The organism is Methanothermobacter sp. K4 (genome assembly GCF_022014235.1).
Taxonomy (GTDB): Archaea; Methanobacteriota; Methanobacteria; order Methanobacteriales; family Methanothermobacteraceae; genus Methanothermobacter.
This window is the reverse complement of sequence record NZ_JAKLTD010000003.1, coordinates 207,965-224,900: the sequence shown is the minus strand read 5'-3', so window position 1 is coordinate 224,900 and position 16,936 is coordinate 207,965. Positions and strand designations below refer to the sequence as shown.

At 48.8% G+C, this 16,936-nt stretch carries 24 protein-coding genes and 1 pseudogene; 2 read left to right on the top strand and 23 right to left on the bottom strand.

Annotated features, from left to right (window positions below; translation table 11 throughout):
* Window positions 1-122: 122 nt before the first annotated feature.
* Window positions 123-941, bottom strand: coding sequence for a UbiA family prenyltransferase (locus L5462_RS08060; protein ID WP_237780254.1), 819 nt, complete (start codon window positions 939-941; stop codon window positions 123-125).
* Complete coding sequence (locus L5462_RS08055) at window positions 899-1,639, bottom strand: ATP-binding protein (RefSeq protein ID WP_237780253.1); 741 nt, start codon at window positions 1,637-1,639, stop codon at window positions 899-901. The genes L5462_RS08060 and L5462_RS08055 overlap by 43 nt, the downstream gene beginning before the upstream one ends.
* A 45-nt stretch (window positions 1,640-1,684) precedes the next feature.
* On the opposite strand from L5462_RS08055, the gene L5462_RS08050 reads away from it, so the two are divergent.
* A complete protein-coding gene (locus tag L5462_RS08050; protein ID WP_237780252.1) occupies window positions 1,685-2,140 on the top strand; it encodes a YbhB/YbcL family Raf kinase inhibitor-like protein in 456 nt (151 codons plus the stop codon).
* A gap of 92 nt (window positions 2,141-2,232) precedes the next feature.
* On the opposite strand, the pseudogene L5462_RS08045 reads toward L5462_RS08050, so the two are convergent.
* A pseudogene (locus tag L5462_RS08045) lies at window positions 2,233-2,852 on the bottom strand (acyltransferase).
* 225 nt (window positions 2,853-3,077) lie between these two features.
* On the opposite strand from L5462_RS08045, the gene L5462_RS08040 reads away from it, so the two are divergent.
* Window positions 3,078-4,100, top strand: a complete 1,023-nt coding sequence (locus L5462_RS08040; protein WP_237780250.1) for an ATPase — start codon at window positions 3,078-3,080, stop codon at window positions 4,098-4,100.
* Here the strand turns inward: L5462_RS08040 and L5462_RS08035 are convergent.
* From L5462_RS08035 to L5462_RS07940, 20 genes are all read right to left on the bottom strand, one after another.
* On the bottom strand, window positions 4,093-4,233 hold the full coding sequence (locus L5462_RS08035) for a DUF3096 domain-containing protein (RefSeq protein ID WP_171770393.1): 141 nt from the start codon (window positions 4,231-4,233) through the stop codon (window positions 4,093-4,095). The genes L5462_RS08040 and L5462_RS08035 overlap by 8 nt on opposite strands.
* A 120-nt stretch (window positions 4,234-4,353) precedes the next feature.
* Window positions 4,354-5,763: an argininosuccinate lyase gene (argH, locus tag L5462_RS08030; protein ID WP_237780249.1), complete on the bottom strand. Its 1,410-nt coding sequence runs from the start codon at window positions 5,761-5,763 to the stop codon at window positions 4,354-4,356.
* A 9-nt stretch (window positions 5,764-5,772) separates the two neighbouring features.
* Complete coding sequence (locus L5462_RS08025) at window positions 5,773-5,928, bottom strand: 30S ribosomal protein S27ae (RefSeq protein ID WP_013295537.1); 156 nt, start codon at window positions 5,926-5,928, stop codon at window positions 5,773-5,775.
* Window positions 5,929-6,231, bottom strand: a complete 303-nt coding sequence (locus tag L5462_RS08020; RefSeq protein ID WP_237780248.1) for a 30S ribosomal protein S24e — start codon at window positions 6,229-6,231, stop codon at window positions 5,929-5,931. It abuts the gene before it with no gap.
* 1 nt (window position 6,232) lies between these two features.
* Window positions 6,233-6,721, bottom strand: coding sequence for a GTP-dependent dephospho-CoA kinase family protein (locus L5462_RS08015; RefSeq protein ID WP_237780247.1), 489 nt, complete (start codon window positions 6,719-6,721; stop codon window positions 6,233-6,235).
* The gene (gene spt4 / locus L5462_RS08010) at window positions 6,721-6,903 is read right to left on the bottom strand and encodes a transcription elongation factor subunit Spt4 (protein ID WP_013295534.1); all 183 of its coding nucleotides are present in this window, start codon (window positions 6,901-6,903) and stop codon (window positions 6,721-6,723) included. The genes L5462_RS08015 and spt4 overlap by 1 nt, the downstream gene beginning before the upstream one ends.
* The gene (gene rpoE / locus L5462_RS08005) at window positions 6,900-7,445 is read right to left on the bottom strand and encodes a DNA-directed RNA polymerase (RefSeq protein ID WP_237780332.1); all 546 of its coding nucleotides are present in this window, start codon (window positions 7,443-7,445) and stop codon (window positions 6,900-6,902) included. The genes spt4 and rpoE overlap by 4 nt, the downstream gene beginning before the upstream one ends.
* 29 nt (window positions 7,446-7,474) lie before the next feature.
* Window positions 7,475-8,005, bottom strand: coding sequence for an inorganic diphosphatase (locus L5462_RS08000; RefSeq protein ID WP_237780246.1), 531 nt, complete (start codon window positions 8,003-8,005; stop codon window positions 7,475-7,477).
* A gap of 14 nt (window positions 8,006-8,019) precedes the next feature.
* On the bottom strand, window positions 8,020-8,373 hold the full coding sequence (locus tag L5462_RS07995) for a PIN domain-containing protein (protein WP_237780245.1): 354 nt from the start codon (window positions 8,371-8,373) through the stop codon (window positions 8,020-8,022).
* Window positions 8,374-8,397: 24 nt separating this feature from the next.
* Window positions 8,398-9,624, bottom strand: coding sequence for a translation initiation factor IF-2 subunit gamma (gene eif2g / locus L5462_RS07990; RefSeq protein WP_237780244.1), 1,227 nt, complete (start codon window positions 9,622-9,624; stop codon window positions 8,398-8,400).
* Window positions 9,625-9,648: 24 nt separating this feature from the next.
* On the bottom strand, window positions 9,649-10,029 hold the full coding sequence (locus L5462_RS07985) for a 30S ribosomal protein S6e (protein WP_237780243.1): 381 nt from the start codon (window positions 10,027-10,029) through the stop codon (window positions 9,649-9,651).
* A 21-nt stretch (window positions 10,030-10,050) separates the two neighbouring features.
* A complete protein-coding gene (infB, locus tag L5462_RS07980; RefSeq protein ID WP_237780242.1) occupies window positions 10,051-11,835 on the bottom strand; it encodes a translation initiation factor IF-2 in 1,785 nt (594 codons plus the stop codon).
* 14 nt (window positions 11,836-11,849) lie between these two features.
* The gene (gene ndk / locus L5462_RS07975; protein WP_237780241.1) at window positions 11,850-12,305 is read right to left on the bottom strand and encodes a nucleoside-diphosphate kinase; all 456 of its coding nucleotides are present in this window, start codon (window positions 12,303-12,305) and stop codon (window positions 11,850-11,852) included.
* The gene (locus L5462_RS07970; protein WP_013295526.1) at window positions 12,302-12,463 is read right to left on the bottom strand and encodes a 50S ribosomal protein L24e; all 162 of its coding nucleotides are present in this window, start codon (window positions 12,461-12,463) and stop codon (window positions 12,302-12,304) included. The genes ndk and L5462_RS07970 overlap by 4 nt, the downstream gene beginning before the upstream one ends.
* An 18-nt stretch (window positions 12,464-12,481) precedes the next feature.
* Window positions 12,482-12,688 (bottom strand): 30S ribosomal protein S28e, encoded by a 207-nt coding sequence (locus tag L5462_RS07965; RefSeq protein ID WP_013295525.1) that lies wholly within the window; start codon window positions 12,686-12,688, stop codon window positions 12,482-12,484.
* 51 nt (window positions 12,689-12,739) lie between these two features.
* A complete protein-coding gene (gene rpl7ae / locus L5462_RS07960) occupies window positions 12,740-13,111 on the bottom strand; it encodes a 50S ribosomal protein L7Ae (RefSeq protein ID WP_237780240.1) in 372 nt (123 codons plus the stop codon).
* A 288-nt stretch (window positions 13,112-13,399) separates the two neighbouring features.
* Window positions 13,400-13,603, bottom strand: a complete 204-nt coding sequence (gene hmtB, locus L5462_RS07955; protein ID WP_013295523.1) for a histone HmtB — start codon at window positions 13,601-13,603, stop codon at window positions 13,400-13,402.
* A 225-nt stretch (window positions 13,604-13,828) separates the two neighbouring features.
* On the bottom strand, window positions 13,829-15,031 hold the full coding sequence (gene thrC, locus L5462_RS07950; RefSeq protein ID WP_237780239.1) for a threonine synthase: 1,203 nt from the start codon (window positions 15,029-15,031) through the stop codon (window positions 13,829-13,831).
* A gap of 63 nt (window positions 15,032-15,094) precedes the next feature.
* Window positions 15,095-15,727, bottom strand: coding sequence for a stage II sporulation protein M (locus L5462_RS07945; protein WP_237780238.1), 633 nt, complete (start codon window positions 15,725-15,727; stop codon window positions 15,095-15,097).
* Between the two features lies 1 nt (window position 15,728).
* Complete coding sequence (locus tag L5462_RS07940) at window positions 15,729-16,823, bottom strand: tryptophan--tRNA ligase (protein WP_237780237.1); 1,095 nt, start codon at window positions 16,821-16,823, stop codon at window positions 15,729-15,731.
* Window positions 16,824-16,936: the final 113 nt, after the last annotated feature.

Below are 16,936 nucleotides of genomic sequence, written 5' to 3'. Positions count from 1 at the left end.
TCTAATCTGATTTTTTAGAAGAAGTATCCACTGTAAAAATATTGGAAAAAAACATCCTAAAACCTATCTAATCTGATTTTTTAGAAGAAGTATCCACTGTAAAAATATTGGAAAAAAACATCTTAAACCACTAGAAGCACCGCTATGCATACCAGGTAGAATGCCACAAGAACCCTGTGGTAAATCAGATCAGCCACCTCCACCATACGCTCCCTTTCCGTGAAGTTGGATAGGTAAAGCGGTACAGTGGCTATGAAGGGTGGAACTATCACAAGGAGGATCTGCAGCATGCTGATGTAACCTCCAGTGTAGCTCCAGGCAAGGAGAACACAGAACAGAACAGAAACCATGGTTGTCGGGACCTTTTTCTCCTTGTACATCAGGTATGTCCCCATACCTGCAAGGTACATTAAAGCGTAGACCGGGACAGGTACAGTGAGAACACCCCCAAGGAGAACAGCGGCGGATGCCAGCCTCAGAACCGTATTTGTTGCAGTACTTGCAAGTGGTGCCAGTGGGGTGTCCTTCAGTCTGAGGGGTGGCAGTGTGTAGATGAACTGGTTGAGGACCATGAGAAGGAGTATCAGGCAGAATACCGGATGTATGATATATGCAGCTGCAGTGGACACCACGAGAAGGACGCCTATAAAAAGCAGGACCTCCCTTGGCTCAACATGGTTCTCTATGAAGGGTCTTCCCCTTTTCATGCGGTCGTTCCTGTCAGTTTCAATGTCAGTGAAGTCGTTAAGTGAATATAGAGCCCCCCAGAGGAGAGTCACAGTGAAAAGTCCTGAAATGAATCTGATGGGGTCCGCATCTGAGGCATAGGTGAGTGCCAGAAGGTACATGTGGATGTTCTTGGCACACCAGCTCATTCTCGTTGAACGCAGGAGTGTACTCAGCATGATCTCATCTTCTCCAGAACGGTTCTTGGTCTGCAACCATATAACTCTATGTAACGCCTTATCTCTTCCTCATCAGCACCTGAATGGGCCTTTATTATATTTAAGGTTTCAGTTATGGTGTAATCTATCCTTACGGCTGTAAAGGGGATCCTGAGGAAGTTGAAGAGTGCCGATGAGATGATGGGTATGTCGGTGAAGATGTCCAGCTTTTTACCCCTGAAGTAGAACCTCCAGGCCGTCTGAAAGATTATGTTCATTTTCCTGAATTCCCTCCTGTTTCTGATGTACTCATGAATGCATCTGATGTAGAACTTCAGTGTTTCAGACCCTGCCGTGGCTGTCCACTGACTGAACCCCATGAATTCTGAGAAATCGTGGCTGTCATGGAACCTGTCAGCAAAGACCACAGCATCAAATCCGGCAAGTTTCCTGTAAAGATCCTCCCTCGTATATGCACCCAGCTCCTCCTTCATCTCATCTAAAAGGCGCCTGAAGACATAATCTGCGCTGACATCCGCTGACTCAAGGTTACATGGCACTTCATATACATCAAGTCCAGCCTCCTGAATACCCCTGTAAAGGTTGGCTGATTTACCCGTACCCGGGGCGCCCACAACATGTAATATGTTGCCACGGTACTCCCTCATAACCTCAAGGGCTTCAAGAAGCCTTCTGTAGGACTCCGTCTCAACGAAGACCCTGTTATCAGATACCGAGTTCACCTTGTAGTCCATAATAATAATTAATGACAGGAAACATATAATCTGTTAGGTGATACCATGAACCTCAAGACCCATGCATTCAATGATGGTGGAAGAATACCCTCAAGGTACACGTGTGATGGTGAAAACATATCGCCACCCCTCTCCTGGGATGGCGTCCCTGAGGAGGCCCGATCCCTTGCACTCATATGCGACGACCCTGATGCACCCTCAAAGGTGTGGACCCACTGGGTTATATTCAACATACCCCCAGGCTCAGGGGGCCTTGATGAGAATGTCCCATCCATGGGAAGGCTGCCTGATGGGTCAGTCCAGGGCTACAACGACTCTGGAACAATAGGCTACAGGGGCCCCTGCCCTCCATCAGGTGTTCACAGGTACTTCTTCAGGCTCTATGCCCTCGACACCATGCTTGACCTTGGAGCCGGTGCAAGCAAGGAGGACGTCCTCCAAGCCATGGAGGGTCATATCCTGGCTGAGGCAGGAATAGTGGGCCTCTATAGGAGAGAATAGAAAGTGAAATCATTCAATCAATTAGAAGAAACTGCATACTGAAGGTTAGTGGTTAAAAACATCAAATACAGACTGATAAAGAGTTATCAGAGCTAAATATTATTGGGAACCCTCAGCTTGGCAGGAAGTGCCTTTATACGGGCCGGTGCGCCTATGGCCAGGGACCATGGGGGCACGTTCCTTGTTACAACCGCCCCTGCTGCCACCATAGCACCCTCACCCACTTCGATCCTTGAGAGAAACGTGGAGTTAGCACCTATGGATGCCCCCTGTCTTATTATGGGGCCCCTCAGCTTGTACTTCACCCTTATGGGGTAACGGTCATTGGTGAAGCATGCGCAGGGTCCTATGAAGACGTTGTCCTCTATGTAACTGTTCTTGGGCAGATAAACATTCGACTGGATGCTAACATTGCTCCCTATCTTTGAGTGGCCCTCAATGACAGTGTTTGTACCTATGAGTACATCGTCGCCTATGGTTGTCTTCTCCCTTATGAGGACGTTGTGGCCGGTTCTGAGGTTATCGCCTATGGTAACATCATTGTATATCACGGTATTTGAGCGCAGAAGAGGATTTTTACCTATAACAGGAGGTTTACTGAACTTCTTGTAGCCATAACCCACTATTATATTCTCACTTTCCCTTTTATAACCCCATTCCTCTTCTGATCACCAAAAAGAAGGCTTTTAATGTTTGGCATTTGCCTCTGCATCCCCCAACACTGTTTATTAAGGGTTTGGGACCATCTTAAGATGAGATCCATATCCACCTTTCATATATATTATCTGCAGTATCCATAATATACTTTACCTCATTCATGGACCGTCCATTCCATCAGGTGTATCACCCATACACGGACCTTCTATGGAGTAGACGAAGGCCGTATCACAACCCATGGACTTTCCATGGGGAAGTAAATAATCTCAGGAAGGATTTTATGGATGCAGATGAGCTTGCTCTTATAATCAGGGAAGTCAGGGCCGAGATAGGCCATGAGGATATGGAGGTACATATAGCTGAGGTCATATTCAACAGGGAGAGAGATGAGCTCCTCATAGTTGCTCCGGACCGCTCAGATAAGTCCATCATAATAGGTAAGGGAGGGTGGGTCGTGGGTAGGTTACGGGAGAAACTGGGTATCGGCAGTGTACATGTTGAATCAGAGATCGACCTCCTCATGAGGAGAGAGAGGGTTAAGTTTGCACTTGAAAGGCTCGATGAACTTAAGGGATCCTTCAGGAAACTTTCATTACTTGAAAAACCTCTCAGAAAGCGCCTTGAATACCCGGTGGGACTTGAATTCCTCACAGAAGAGAGTAATGAGTCATCAGATGTTATTGAAGAGCCCGGAGCTGCTGTGGCACTATCAGGAGGTACTGATAGTTCATTTTCACTCATAGCATCCTTTAACCTTGGTTTAAAACCTGTGGCATTCACTGCTGACCCCGGCACCATCGTACTGCCAGGACACGTCAGGAGGGCTGTGGATGAACTCACAGCTTCCCTAGGGGTGAGGCACGAGTACATCAGCATGGATTTCAGTGAAATTCAGATGAATGCCCTTGAGGGGAAGTTCCACCCATGTGGCAGGTGCTCATCACTGATTGAGGAAGCCATCATGGAGAAAATAAAAAATGAGGGAATTGATACCGTCATATTCGGTGATCTCCTCTCCACAGGATACGGCTCCCTCCAGGTGACCGATGATATCCTCCGGGTTAATCTACCGGCACTCTTTGCAGCCTCAAAGCAGGAGCTGAAGTCCGCTGTATCATCTTATGGTGTCAGGGCTCCCTCAGGATTCGGTTGTCCCCTCCTGGGGGAGGTTCACCGCAGGTATCATCACATGAGGCGCTACTCAATTCAGAGGATCCTCAGGGAGACCCGTGCAGGTGTTCTTGAACCTGGAGAGGCACTGGAACTCATATGGAGTATCTGCGGCTCCCGGAGAACTAACTGAATATCTTGAGAAGACCGTAGGCTATAAGGAATACACCAACCAGATACCCGACAAGCTGCGGGTATATTATCATCAGTATACCTATGAGTACCGCCAGAAGTCCAACAACCCTTGTTTCGGTTTCAGATTTCATGTAATAATTATATGTCAAAAATGATATATAAAATTTCTGCCCAGCAGAAAAAAATAACCCTTAAATTGTCCTCTCAGACTCTGATATATAAAATTTCTGCCCGGCAGAAAAAAATAACCCTTAAATTATCCTCTCTGATTCCACAAAGGCTCTGATATCATCAATGGCTACCTTAACCATCTCAGGGGCTGGTCCGCCTGGAACCATCCTCATCCTGACATTTTCAAGTGGATCAAGGGCCCTTCTCACAAGTTCCTGGTCAAGTCCAAGTCTCCTGCCGGTGACCTCAAGGCTGACCTCATCAAGGTACTCTGAATCTATTTCAGAGGGCCTGAGTCCATCGGCAATGGCCCTTGTGACCAGCCTTCCCACTATCCTGTGGGCCACCCTGAAGGGCATGCCGCGCTCCCTTACAAGGATATCTGCAAGGTCCGTTGCGGTTGCAAAGTTGGCCCCTGCAAGTTCAAGGGCCCTCTCCCGGTTAACCCTGATGCCCAGGAGCATCCCCCTCACAACACGGATCATTGACAGTGCAGTGTCGGTGGCCCTCCAGAGGTGGGGTGTGATCTCCTGGAGGTCCCGGTTGTAGGTGTAGGGGAGGGCCTTCATTATTCCAAGTACAGAGAAGAGTGCCCCCTGAACCGTGGAGGTCTTCGCCCGGGCTATCTCGGCCACATCAGGGTTCTTCTTCTGGGGCATTATCGATGATGTTGATGAGAATTCATCAGGGATCTCTATCATGCCAAATTCATGGGTGCTCCAGAGTATCATCTCCTCTGAGATCCTGCTGAGGTTCACAGCCAGCACTGATAGGTCAAAGATTGTCTCTGCTATGAAGTCCCTTGCACTCACCGCGTCCATGGAGTTCCTCATGTAATCAGAGAACCCCAGAAGTTCCGTTGTGAGTTCCCTGTTTATCGGGAAGGTTGTGGTTGTCATGGCCGCGGAACCCAGCGGGTTGATGTCAATCCTCTTCAGGGCGTCCTGGAGCCTCTCATAGTCCCTTTTCAGGGAGTGGGCATATGCCATGAGGTGGTGTGCCAGGGTTGTTGGCTGGGCATGCTGTAGGTGGGTGTAGCCAACCATGACCGTCCCGGTGTGCTCAAGTGCCATTTCAGCGATCCTATCAATAAAATCAAGGAGTTCGTGGCTGATTATTTTTATCTTATCCCTCAGGGCCAGGCGAAGGTCGGTTGCAACCTGGTCGTTCCTGGATTTGCCTGTGTGCATGAACCCTGCTTCCTCACCTATCATGGCTGTCACGTAGTTCTCAACAGCCATGTGGATATCCTCCACAGATGGGTCCATGTCAAGGGCCTCGACACCCTCCTCCCTGAGGGTTTCAAGGGCTTCTATGATCTTATCTGCCACTTCCTCAGGTATTATACCCTCATGGGCCAGCATCGTTGTGTGTGCAATGTTACATTCAACATCCGCCTCGAATATGTGGTGGTCGAATGTGAGGGATGAGGTGAACTCCGCTGCCTCATCCTCCATGCCCCTCTTCAATCTGCCAGCCCTCAGGTTCAAGTTTTTCACCTATTCCCTGTTTTTCCATTCGGTGTATCCGCACTTACCGCAGGCGTATCTGTCCCCATGGTCTGCCATGAAGACACCGTTTGAGCATCTCACACAGAAGGGGTTCTTCCTTACGAGTTTATCACCCTTTACCTCGTAGAGTTCGAACTTCTTCATCTATTCCTCCTCCTCTTCCTCTTGTGCCTCTGTGTTCTTCTTTATGACGTGTTCAGGTTCTATCTCGGTGAGCTTATCCATTGAATCATATACCTTGGCGTATCCTGAGGCCCTTGGTTCGCCGAATCCCTGGTCGATCTTGTCAACCACAAGTAGGTCCTTATCCGCGTCGAGCATTGCGACGAGTTTGTTCTTAACATCAAGGACCTTCGGTGTTGATTCACCCTCATATAAGCATTCGAACCTTATCTCCTTTCTGTTTAAGAGTGGGTTTTCCTTTTCCTCGATTATTCTGATCTCCATTCTATGCCTCCTCAAAGTTTTTTATGAGTTCTTCAGCTCTTTTCCGTGTTTCGATGGCCCTCACCAGCACAACACCCTCATTTGGTTGCCCATAGAGGATTACAGTGTCTGCTGGGGCCATTAAGATTGATGGTAAAACAGCCAGGTCTTCCTCTCCATCAACGACTATCATGAAGCGTTCACCCCTTCTTGACCCATCTATGGCCTTTTTGATGGAGTTCCAGAGGTCCTCTGTTATGGTGCCTGGCGGATTCGTGGATCTGATAATGGTTGCTGTGTCATTGAATTCATGGTCAGAATCCCTTCTCTGGATCCTGTTATCTATTATGCTGATGTCCGGTTTCAGGCCATGCTCCAGTGCATTGCGTGTTATGACATCACCAACCGTTATGAGAAACGAATCCCCCACATCAATGTTTAGGAAGGATTCATGGAGCTCTCCAAGGGGTTTCTTGAGCTCTGCCCTGAGTTTTTCCGGTAGAATGTACACTATCTGACCCTCAGTGCGTATTCACCAGGAAGTTTTATGTCGAGCTCCCTGGCTATGTCTGATTTCTCTGGATCTATGATTATGAGCAGTCCGCTCCAGTTGGTGGATGCTGGAACATTGCAGACCGGGCAGCGTTCGTCGCTGGTGATTCTCTTACACCTTGTGCATGCCTTCTCAGTCATTTTTTACTCTTCCTCTTCTCTTCTTCAATCCATTCGAATTTTCCAAGACCGGGCTGCCTCATGATGAGTCCAACCTTCACACCCTCTCTCCTGCCCTTGAGGCTCAGCGCGACTATCCTTGCCCTTACAAGGTCGCCCTCATCCAGGCGTTTACCTGTCTCCTTACCGGTGAGGGAGCCCTTCTTGGCATCATAGGTTATGTAATCGTCTGTTACCTGTGAAACGTGCACAAGACCGTCCACCGGCCCAATACGCACGAATGCTCCGAACTCTGCAATCTCTATTACCTCACCCTCAACGATCTCATGGAGTTCTGGTTTGAAGAAGAGGGCTGTGAATGTCACCTCATGGTAGGCAGCGCCGTCACCCATTATGACCTTTCCGATTCCTATATCCTCTATTTCCTTTACGGTTATCATCTGGCCGAGGTTCCTGTCCATCCTTCCAACATAGGTTTCGTTGAGAACCTCTATGGCAACCTCCTCCAGTGGCTCCTCAAAGCGGTCTGGAGGTATTCTGACTGTATCAACAATTTTTGTTATATAATACAATGGGATCCCCCATTAAAGAATTACTCCATATATTTCTCTCTGTAGAGTTCTATGGAGTGATTTACGGCTTCAAGTGCCTTTTCGGCACCCTCCCATCCGATTATCTCTGTCTCCTTACCTTCAAGGTTCTTGTAGACCTGGAAGAAGTGTGCTATCTCCTTCGGGATGTGTTCGGGTATGTCTGATATATCCTTGACATCACTGTAGTGGGGGTCCTCAAGAGGCACCGCCAGGATCTTATCGTCCTGGTCTCCACCATCGATCATTCTGAGAAGGCCTATGGGCCTTGACTCTATGATGCATCCAGGGAACGTTGGCTCATCCATGAGTACCATGATGTCCATGGGGTCGCCGTCATCGTAGAGTGTCCTGGGTATTATACCGTACTCTGCAGGGTAGAATACGGGTGAGTAGAGTACCCTGTCAAGTGCAAATGCCTCAAGGTCCTTGTGGTATTCATACTTGTTCCTTGAACCCCTGGGTATTTCGACAACTGCATATACCACCTCTGGTACTGATGGTCCAGGTTCAATATCCTTCCACAGATTCATAAAAAACCTCCTATTCATATATGCCCATCAACTGCAAGATATTTTTTCTGCCTCAGGTAGACCACGGGTATGCCCTGTGACCTTGCCCTTTCCCTGAGCTCCCGGTCAGCGGTGCAGAGCACGTCTGAGATCCTGAGAAGCGCATCGTCAACAGATTCACCCTCACGGAGTTTCTCGTCAACCACCCTGAATGGTGGTCTTCGTGCCAGTGAAAGGCCAATGGAGGCGGCTATCCTTGCATCGCCACCTGAATGCCTCCTTATGCCCTCAAGTTCCCCTATCACAAAGGAGGGGACAAGGAGCTCATGGGTCGGGAAGAGTCTCCGGAGCTCAGATACTATGTCGACCCTGAACTGGTGGGGTATCATAAAAAATTGGTGTCTATAACCACCCTATTTGATGATACCATATCCTATCAGCCTCCATCTTGCTCCGACCCTTCTTGAGAGGGCTATCCTCTGACCCTCCTCTGCGCAGGCAGGTAGTTTCAGGACGACATCAGCGTCATCAGCCCTTGCTGATTTAACAACACCCACGGTGGTTGTGGTACCGACGTTTATCATCAGGGGCTCCCCTGTCTTTATGGGCTCTACCTTGGTCTCCTCCCTGGTACCCACGACCCTCTCAAGGAGGTGGGTCTCCATGGTGAAGGAGTGCCTTACAGGTGGGAGGGTGCCGGGTTCACCGGCCACTGAACCTGAAAGTGAGTCTGCCTTGGTCAGTGAGGGGTCAAGGAGGGTTCCGACACCCACAAGGCCCCCGGGACCAACCTCATCCATCTCCTCCCCCCCTGCCACAAGGCCTGTGATGGTGGAGTGGAGGCTCATCCAGGACTGTTTACCGTCTTTTTTAACCTGTATGCCGGGTTTTATCTCTATCTCATCCCCAACCCTGAATTTACCCTGGACAAGTGAACCGCCTATAACTCCACCTGCAAGGTGTTCAGGGTCAACCCCTGGCTTGTTTATATCAAAGGACCTGGCCACGTACATCCTGGCAGGCTTATCAACATCCCTTCTGGGTGTTTTGATTTTCTCCTCAATTGTCTCAATGAGAATATCAATGTTGGCGCCCTGCTGTGCAGATACAGGTATTATAGGTGCATCCTCGGCACATGTACCCTTCACAAATTCCTTGATTTCCCTGTAACTCTCAAGGGCCCTTTCCCTGGAGACTATGTCTATCTTGTTCTGGACAACGATAACATCCTTAACCCCTATAACATCCAGAGCCATGAGGTGCTCCTTTGTCTGGGGCTGGGGGCATGGTTCATTGGCGGCTATTACGAGTATGGCGCCGTCCATGAGGGCGGCTCCAGAGAGCATGGTTGCCATGAGTGTTTCATGCCCCGGAGCATCCACAAAGGATACCTTCCTCAGAAGCTCGGTCTCTGTGCCGCACCTCTCACAGATCTCTGCAGTCGTGTAGCACATGGGGGCTTCACACTGGGGACACTTCCTGAAGGTTATGTCAGCATAGCCCAGGCGGATTGATATGCCCCTCTTGGTTTCCTCACTGTGGGTGTCTGTCCAGACACCTGAAAGGGCCTTTGTAAGGGTTGTTTTACCATGGTCCACGTGCCCCACAAGACCAATGTTTATTTCAGATTGATTTTTCACGGATTACACCTATAAAATCTTTTATTATTCCTCATCGGCGCCAAGGAGCTCTTCAAGTGGCTTTTCACCCTTCTCGATAACCACTGTGTTTATCTGTACTATGTCCTCTGATACCGTGTTTCCCCTGAATGTTTTCCTTCTCCTTTCACCCTTACGTGCAGGTTTGTACCCCACACCACCTGATACAAGGCTTCTAACTCTCCTTGCGCCGGGCACAGTCTTCTTCATCGGGAAACCGTTCTTATCGCTTCCACCTGTGATTTTCAGTTTGTATCCTTTGAGGCCTATTACTGAACCATCGAATTCGTCCCCTATTGTGAGGCCAATGAGGGCCTTTGATTCTGATGGTTCTACCTCCATCTGGACACTCTTCTCCTTATCTGAAATCACAACCTTAAATGCCAATATATCTCCTCCTTTCTTCAATTAAAATGGTGCCTTCATTCCCCAGTCAGGATTCTTCTTCCTCTTGATCTCCGCTATCCTCTCCAGAAGATCAAGCTCTTCCTCTGTCAGATCCCCTGAAAGTTCATCCACTAGTATTCTGTAGTGGTTCTCGGGTATGTCAACGTAGAGCGTGTCGCCCTCATTGATTGTCTTCCCGTAAGCGGCGTCCTTTATTGCCATTGCAACCTTCTGGCCGCGTGATGCTGATTTAAGGTTCTCACCCTTATCCTGCATGCTCTCAACGGTACCCACAGTTTCTCCTTCCTCGTTCATGAGGGGATAACCCTGTTTTATGACACCTGAAAGGACCTCAACGCCGCCGATTGCAGGTTTGCTCTGCCTGAAGACGAGTTTCGGGATGAGTCTTATGCTCGCAGGTTTTATAATTGCATCCATCCACTTTTTCTTCTTCTCTTCCTCAATGGCCCTGACCCATTCCTCATATTCTTCCATGAGCCTGTAGATGACGTTCCCCTGAAAGAGTTTGATGTCTGAGTTTTTGAGTTCCTGGGCCGCTGAGGGAATCACCTTCACATTGAAGGCTATTATGGCCCCGTAGACCCTGTCCTCCTGGAGGGATATTCCTGCATTCACAACGTCCCTCCTTGAAACGTCTCCAATGTCAGCCACCTTGATTGGGACATCCATGTCCCTCAGTATCTTCACCACCGCTTCAAGGGACCCCAGGGTATCGGCCTTTACAACCACACCCGCCTCGTCGGTGTCTATCTTGATGTCCTCTATTTCACTGAGTATCTCCTCTCTGACCTTCTCGGGATCCGTCACCACACGGAGGGGTGAACCCGCCATTACATCGTCGATGTCGGGTGCCACGATCTTTATACCTGCAGCAGCCACCACCTCATCGACCTTCTGGAACTTCTTCCGGGACTCCCTCATCTCCTCAAGGGGTCTGGGTTTCAGGAGGGACCTTATCCTGGTGGATATGACATCCGTCGATGTCATCATGGCGATGGTGTCATTCTTACGGAGTATGCCGTCATAGATAACAGCGTCAATGGTCATCCCCAGACCTGTCTCCTCCTTAACCTCAAGGATAGTTCCCCTGGCAGGGGAATCCTCCTCAATCTTAAGCTGCTCCCTGAGGTACTGCTGTGCAAGTCCCATGAGCATGGTGAGGAGTTCAGGTATCCCCTCTCCGGTCACCGCACTTATGGGTATTATGCTGACCTGTGAGGCGAAGTTGGTTACCCTGTCGAACCTCTCTGATTCGAAGCCCTCCTCGTGGAGCCTGCCCACAAGTTCATAGACCTTTGTGTCCAGTTTCTGCTGGACCTGGATGTCCTGCTTGCTGAAGGTCTCCATGAAGGGCCGGCCTTCACTGGCCCTCCATCCGTGGATCCTGTCTATCTTGTTTGCAGCCACCACGAATGGTGTCCTGTACATCTTCAGGATGTTGAGGGCCTCCTGTGTCTGTGGCTTGAATCCCTCATTTATATCAACGATGAGTATCGCGAGGTCTGCAAGGGCTCCTCCACGTTTACGGAGGGTTGTGAACGCTTCATGTCCAGGGGTGTCTATGAAGAAGAGTCCTGGTAGCGTCTCCCTGATTGAGAATTTTTTAAGGAAATCTCCGCATATGTTTTCAATGACATCCATGGGTATCTCTGTGGCCCCTATGTGCTGGGTTATACCACCCGCCTCCCTTGCGGCAACTGCACTGCCCCTTATATGGTCAAGGAGGGTGGTTTTCCCGTGATCCACATGTCCAAGTACTGAGACTATGGGTGATCTGATCTTCATTGAAATCTCCGCGTTCATTCCTCGTATACCATTTCCCTATCAGGCAACTCATAGCTGCAAATTTCTGATTCCTTAAAGAAAAGTTTAATCTCCCTCTCGGCTGATTCTGGAGAATCTGAGGCATGGATTATGTTTCTACCTGTTTCAAGGGCGAAGTCTCCCCTGATTGTTCCGAGTTCTGCCTCTGCAGGGTTTGTTGCGCCCACCATCTTCCTTATGATGGAGATGCAGTCCTTACCCTCTATGACCATTGCAAGTACAGGGGCTGATGTTATGTAGTCCACCAGGTCCCTGAAGAATGGTTTCTCCCTGTGTTCCTGGTAGTGTTCCATTGCAAGGTCTTCCGGGATCTGGAGCATCCTGGCGGCGACTATCTTGAGTCCCTTATCCTCGAAGCGGGATATTATCCTTCCTGCGAGGCGCCTCTTTACTGCGTCAGGTTTTAGCATTACAAAGCTTCTTTCCATCATTTTTTAACCCATTTAACTTTTCTTGGAACCCTTCCCAGTTTGATCATGTTTTTCTCACATTTGCTGCTGCAGAAGAAATAGATTGTGCCGTCCTTCTTAACGTACATCTTTCCTGTGCCTGGCTCTATTTCTTCATGGCAGAATGAACAGACTCTCATTTACAAACACCTGCCTGATCAGGGGGTCCTGATTTCCTTTGCCTCTCTGATTGTGTCAAGGAGCATCAGGATATCGCCTTCCCTTATTGGACCCATGACGTTCCTTGTGAGTATCCTTCCCTTATCTCTTCCATCAAGGATTCTGCACTTGACCTGCATTACCTCTCCAGTCATTCCGGTTCTCTTCAGAACCTCAATAACCTCTGCTGGAGTTGCTTCCTCCATTAAATCACCTTTGTATTAAATTGAAGGTGAAAGGCTTTTTCTGCCTTTCATCTATTTTTTAAGTTCTTCAACCTTCTCTATTATTTCGTTTATGAGGTCCTCGGCGTCGCCGGCTTCAACTATGGCTGCTGATGCTGTGCCGACGTTGAGGCCTGCGGCTGCACCCAGTTCATCCTTGGTTGGAAGGTATATGTATGGTATTTCCTTTTCCTCTGTAAGGAGTGGGAGGTGAGCCACGATTTCGGCTGGTTCAACATCCTCAGCCACAAGTACGAGCTGTGCGACTCCCCTTTCAACCGCCTTGGTAACCTCGTTTGTACCCTTTGATATCTTACCTGTTTCCCTGGCTATTTCAAGTGCCTCTGCGGCCTTGTCAGCCAGTTCCTTTGGTACATCAAATTTCACATAGATTGCCTTTGCCATGTTTTTACCTCCTTTTTCATCTGGTTTTTCTACCATCCATCGGTAATTACACCAATCTGGACAACTAATCCAAATTATGGATTAACATGAGGTGGGTAGTGCCCTTTATATGTTCTCTGTATATAAAACTTGCTGGATACAGATTTTCATCAGAAATCGTACTTAGATTAATCCCGGATAATCCAGTTAGACACCCAGGAAAACAAGGATTAAATAGAATTGTGGACTCATCACATATAAAGTTTTGCCGCAGGCAAAAAGGGAATGAATGATGGATGTATGTGAGAATTACATCCTCTTAGCTGCCAGTTCAATATCAGAAGCCTTAACAGTTTTTCTTCCAGCATGTTTTGCAAGTTTAACTGCATTTAGGGCTATCTCTTCACCTTTGGCTTCAAGGACTTTTGCAAGGGCTTCCCTTGCATCATCACTTACCCTCTCTGCACCGGCATTCTTTATTATTCTTCCAATTGGAGCTATTGGCAATTCCATAATTAACCACCTCATTTTATGTAATATAATCTATTCATATTATCCTATATAAATATATCGCTAATCTGGAGGTTTTTCTGGCCCATTGATTGGTCCATGGGGCACCTAAACAGAATCAGTATATTCACAAGTGGCTGGAGGGTGAGAGATTAACCTCAGAGTGTTCTAATGAAAAATAGAAAAACTTAAAACAGAAAAAATATTCAAGAAAAATTTAAATGTTTATTACGTCCTCTTTTCCTTTATAACGGACCTGAGCTGGTTTATATCAGGTTCAACCTCAACTGGTTCTGTTGAAGCCCTTATGGCGGTGTCAGGATCCTTAAGCACGTGACCTGTTACAACGCAGACCACTCGCTCACCCCTGTCAATAACACCCTCCTCCACCAGTTTCAGCAGTCCTGCTATGGATGCTGCGGATGCCGGTTCAACACCTATACCCTCCCTCCTTGCGAGGAGTTTCTGGGCAGATAATATCTCCTCATCGGTCACTGTCTCAGCATATCCCTCTGACTCATAGATTGCCCTCAGGGCCTTGAGGTAACTCACAGGCGCCCCAATCCTTATGGCGGTCGCAACCGTCTCAGGATTCTTAACAGGGTCAATCTCCATCCTGCCCTTCCTGAAAGCCTCAACTACTGGTGCGGCACCCTCTGCCTGTATACCCGTCATCATTGGCCTCTCCTCAATGAAACCTGCCCTGTGGAACTCTGAGATACCCTTCCATATGGCTGATATGTTCCCTGCGTTACCAACAGGTAGTATGATACGGTCCGGAGACTCCCAGCCAAGGTCATCCACTATCTCAAAGCCTATGGTCTTCTGCCCCTCAAGCCTGAAGGGGTTAACCGAGTTGAGGAGGTAGAGCTCCCCCATGAGAGCAAGTTCCGTTACCGCCTCGAGGGCCTCATCGAAGTTTCCCCTGACAGATAAAACCTGGGCACCATGGAACATTGCCTGTGCAAGTTTGCCAAGGGCAACCTTACCTGAAGGTAGGAGCACCACGCAACCGAGCCCGGCCCTTGCTGCGTAGGCTGCGAGAGAAGCAGATGTATTGCCTGTCGAGGCACAGCCCACCGTATCAACACCAAGTTCAACGGCCTTTGTGATACCGACACTCATACCCCTGTCCTTGAAGCTACCTGTGGGGTTGGAACCCTCCACCTTCACATGTAGTTCAATACCAAGCTCCCCCCCAATGTTATCGCACCTCACAAAGGGTGTTCCCCCCTCATCAAGGCTCACTATCCTTGAGGGGTCCACGGGCATGAACTCCCTGTACTTCCACATGTTCTGCCTTCTGCAGCTGAATGTGTCCCTTGAAACCTCCACTTCACATTCAACCTCAAGTACTGACCCGCATTCACTGCAGGTGTATATGATCTCGTTCAGTTCATACTCCTTACCGCATGATATGCACCTTATCACATGGTCACCATCCATTGAATGTATTATCAGAATAAATCAGGGGGTCCTTTCCCTGGACACCACCTATATTGATGTCTTTATGTAGTTGTAGATTCCCAGTGTCAGGTTTGCCTCAACGAATGCCGCCACCACAAGGAACAGAACCCCTATACCAAGTAACATGAGGGACTCCTGAAGCTCATCCTGGTTCCTGCCAAAGAAGTGACCCAGCCTTTCCATGAAGGACCCGTACCATGTCTCGGTGAAGAGATCGCTGAAGAAGTGGTAGGTGAAACTTGCAAGCCTGAAACCAGCCGCCCCGGCAATTATGAGTCCTGGAATCTCAAATATTCCATGGGGGGCCGTCAGAATTATGAAGTCCCCCAGTGGGGCCTGTGAAGCAAAGAACCCTATAAAAAGACCGTTTATTATAAGGAACAGCGCCGTGAAAACCCCCAGGAGCAGACCTCCCCCATAGATGAGCAGGGCGGCCTGGAGGTTGTGAAAGAATATCGATGCTGTCGAGAGTTTCAGTTCACCCTCGGCTATGCTCCTTCTGAATTCATCCATCATTGGCTTCAGTAGCGGCTCAATGGCCCCTGAGAAAGCGTATCCTGCAAAAAGGGATATGAGGAACAGGAAGGTTGAGGCCAGAAGGAAGGTCTCATTGCTCCTCATAAGGTAAGCCAGTGTCCCCTCATACTTTTCCTTCTTCATTTTACCCCTCAAGCACCCTCCCCGCAGTGGAAAGGGCCTTCTTTCTTTTTCTGGAAAGCTCCTCAAAGAACTTTCTGATGAACTCTGCAGTATTATTTTTGCACTCCCCACACATAAGTGTACCGTTTCTGCAGGATTCATAGATCTCCTCAAGTTCAGGGTCAGAGCCAGACATGTGGTAAAGGAGGGTCTCATAGATTATGCAGTCCTCAGGGACACCCCCAAGTTCCCTCTGCTCCTTCAGGGTCTCCCTTCCACCGGTCTTGGCATTCCTTATCTTCTCCTCAGCCTCCTCTGGAGTGTCACTCAGGAATATTGCAGATTTTGGCCTGCTGCTTGACATTTTACCCCCGGTAAGGCCCCCCATGAACCTGTGATAGGTGGATGATGGCAGGATGAATCCGTACTTCTCCCTGAACCTCCCTGCTATGTCCCTTGTGAGCCTTATGTGGGGGTCCTGGTCCGGGCCCACAGGGACAACAGTGGGCTTCGGGCCCCCCAGCTCCTCAAGCTGGGGGTGGAGTATATCTGCCACCTGTATTATGGGTGCGTACATGTGGGCCATGCTTGTTGAGCCTGTGAAGCCATATATGGCCCTCAGTTCATTGAAGTTGACCTTACCTGCAAGGACATAGGCAAGGTCCTCCACCATGAGGTTCTCTGACTGGAGGTATACGTGTATGTTATCCTTTGTGAGGTCAAGTCCCAGTGCAATGTAGCCTGCAATGTACTCCTCAATGGCTATCCTCCTGGAGGCCTCAAAGTCGATACCCCTTGCCGAGTAGGCCTCCATGTCGGCTATCGGTATGAATATCTCGGCACCCAGTTTATCGTACCACCTGAGCTGGTCCACGATCATCTTGTGGCCTATGTGCATCCTGCCACTTGGCATCATCCCTGTTACAACTGCAAAGTCGCTGCCACTCCTTATGGCCTCAAGTATCCTGCCGTAGTCCCTGTGCCCGAAGACTATACCTCTCCTCATGAGCCAGCTGGGTTCAGGCACATCCTCAAGGACTTCACTGAATGGTCTCACACCGAATTTTTCAATAAGATCCATGTATTCAAGGTTTGCTGATCCCCACGGGTCTATCAATCATATCACCTGCACCTATGGTCTTATCCAGTCAACAAGGTAATAGGTTACATCCATCACCTGCACCTATGGTCTTATCCAGTCAACAAGGTAATAGGTTACATCCATCACCT

Coding starts and splice junctions, on each gene's coding strand:
- L5462_RS08055 (WP_237780253.1), bottom strand. CDS start 1,639: ATGGACTACAAGGTGAACTCGGTATCTGATAACAGGGTCTTCGTTGAG.
- L5462_RS08050 (WP_237780252.1), top strand. CDS start 1,685: ATGAACCTCAAGACCCATGCATTCAATGATGGTGGAAGAATACCCTCA.
- L5462_RS08040 (WP_237780250.1), top strand. CDS start 3,078: ATGGATGCAGATGAGCTTGCTCTTATAATCAGGGAAGTCAGGGCCGAG.
- L5462_RS08035 (WP_171770393.1), bottom strand. CDS start 4,233: ATGAAATCTGAAACCGAAACAAGGGTTGTTGGACTTCTGGCGGTACTC.
- L5462_RS08025 (WP_013295537.1), bottom strand. CDS start 5,928: ATGAAGAAGTTCGAACTCTACGAGGTAAAGGGTGATAAACTCGTAAGG.
- L5462_RS08020 (WP_237780248.1), bottom strand. CDS start 6,231: ATGGAGATCAGAATAATCGAGGAAAAGGAAAACCCACTCTTAAACAGA.
- spt4 (WP_013295534.1), bottom strand. CDS start 6,903: ATGACTGAGAAGGCATGCACAAGGTGTAAGAGAATCACCAGCGACGAA.
- L5462_RS08000 (WP_237780246.1), bottom strand. CDS start 8,005: ATGAATCTGTGGAAGGATATTGAACCTGGACCATCAGTACCAGAGGTG.
- L5462_RS07995 (WP_237780245.1), bottom strand. CDS start 8,373: ATGATACCCCACCAGTTCAGGGTCGACATAGTATCTGAGCTCCGGAGA.
- infB (WP_237780242.1), bottom strand. CDS start 11,835: ATGAAGATCAGATCACCCATAGTCTCAGTACTTGGACATGTGGATCAC.
- ndk (WP_237780241.1), bottom strand. CDS start 12,305: ATGATGGAAAGAAGCTTTGTAATGCTAAAACCTGACGCAGTAAAGAGG.
- L5462_RS07970 (WP_013295526.1), bottom strand. CDS start 12,463: ATGAGAGTCTGTTCATTCTGCCATGAAGAAATAGAGCCAGGCACAGGA.
- L5462_RS07965 (WP_013295525.1), bottom strand. CDS start 12,688: ATGGAGGAAGCAACTCCAGCAGAGGTTATTGAGGTTCTGAAGAGAACC.
- rpl7ae (WP_237780240.1), bottom strand. CDS start 13,111: ATGGCAAAGGCAATCTATGTGAAATTTGATGTACCAAAGGAACTGGCT.
- hmtB (WP_013295523.1), bottom strand. CDS start 13,603: ATGGAATTGCCAATAGCTCCAATTGGAAGAATAATAAAGAATGCCGGT.
- L5462_RS07945 (WP_237780238.1), bottom strand. CDS start 15,727: ATGAAGAAGGAAAAGTATGAGGGGACACTGGCTTACCTTATGAGGAGC.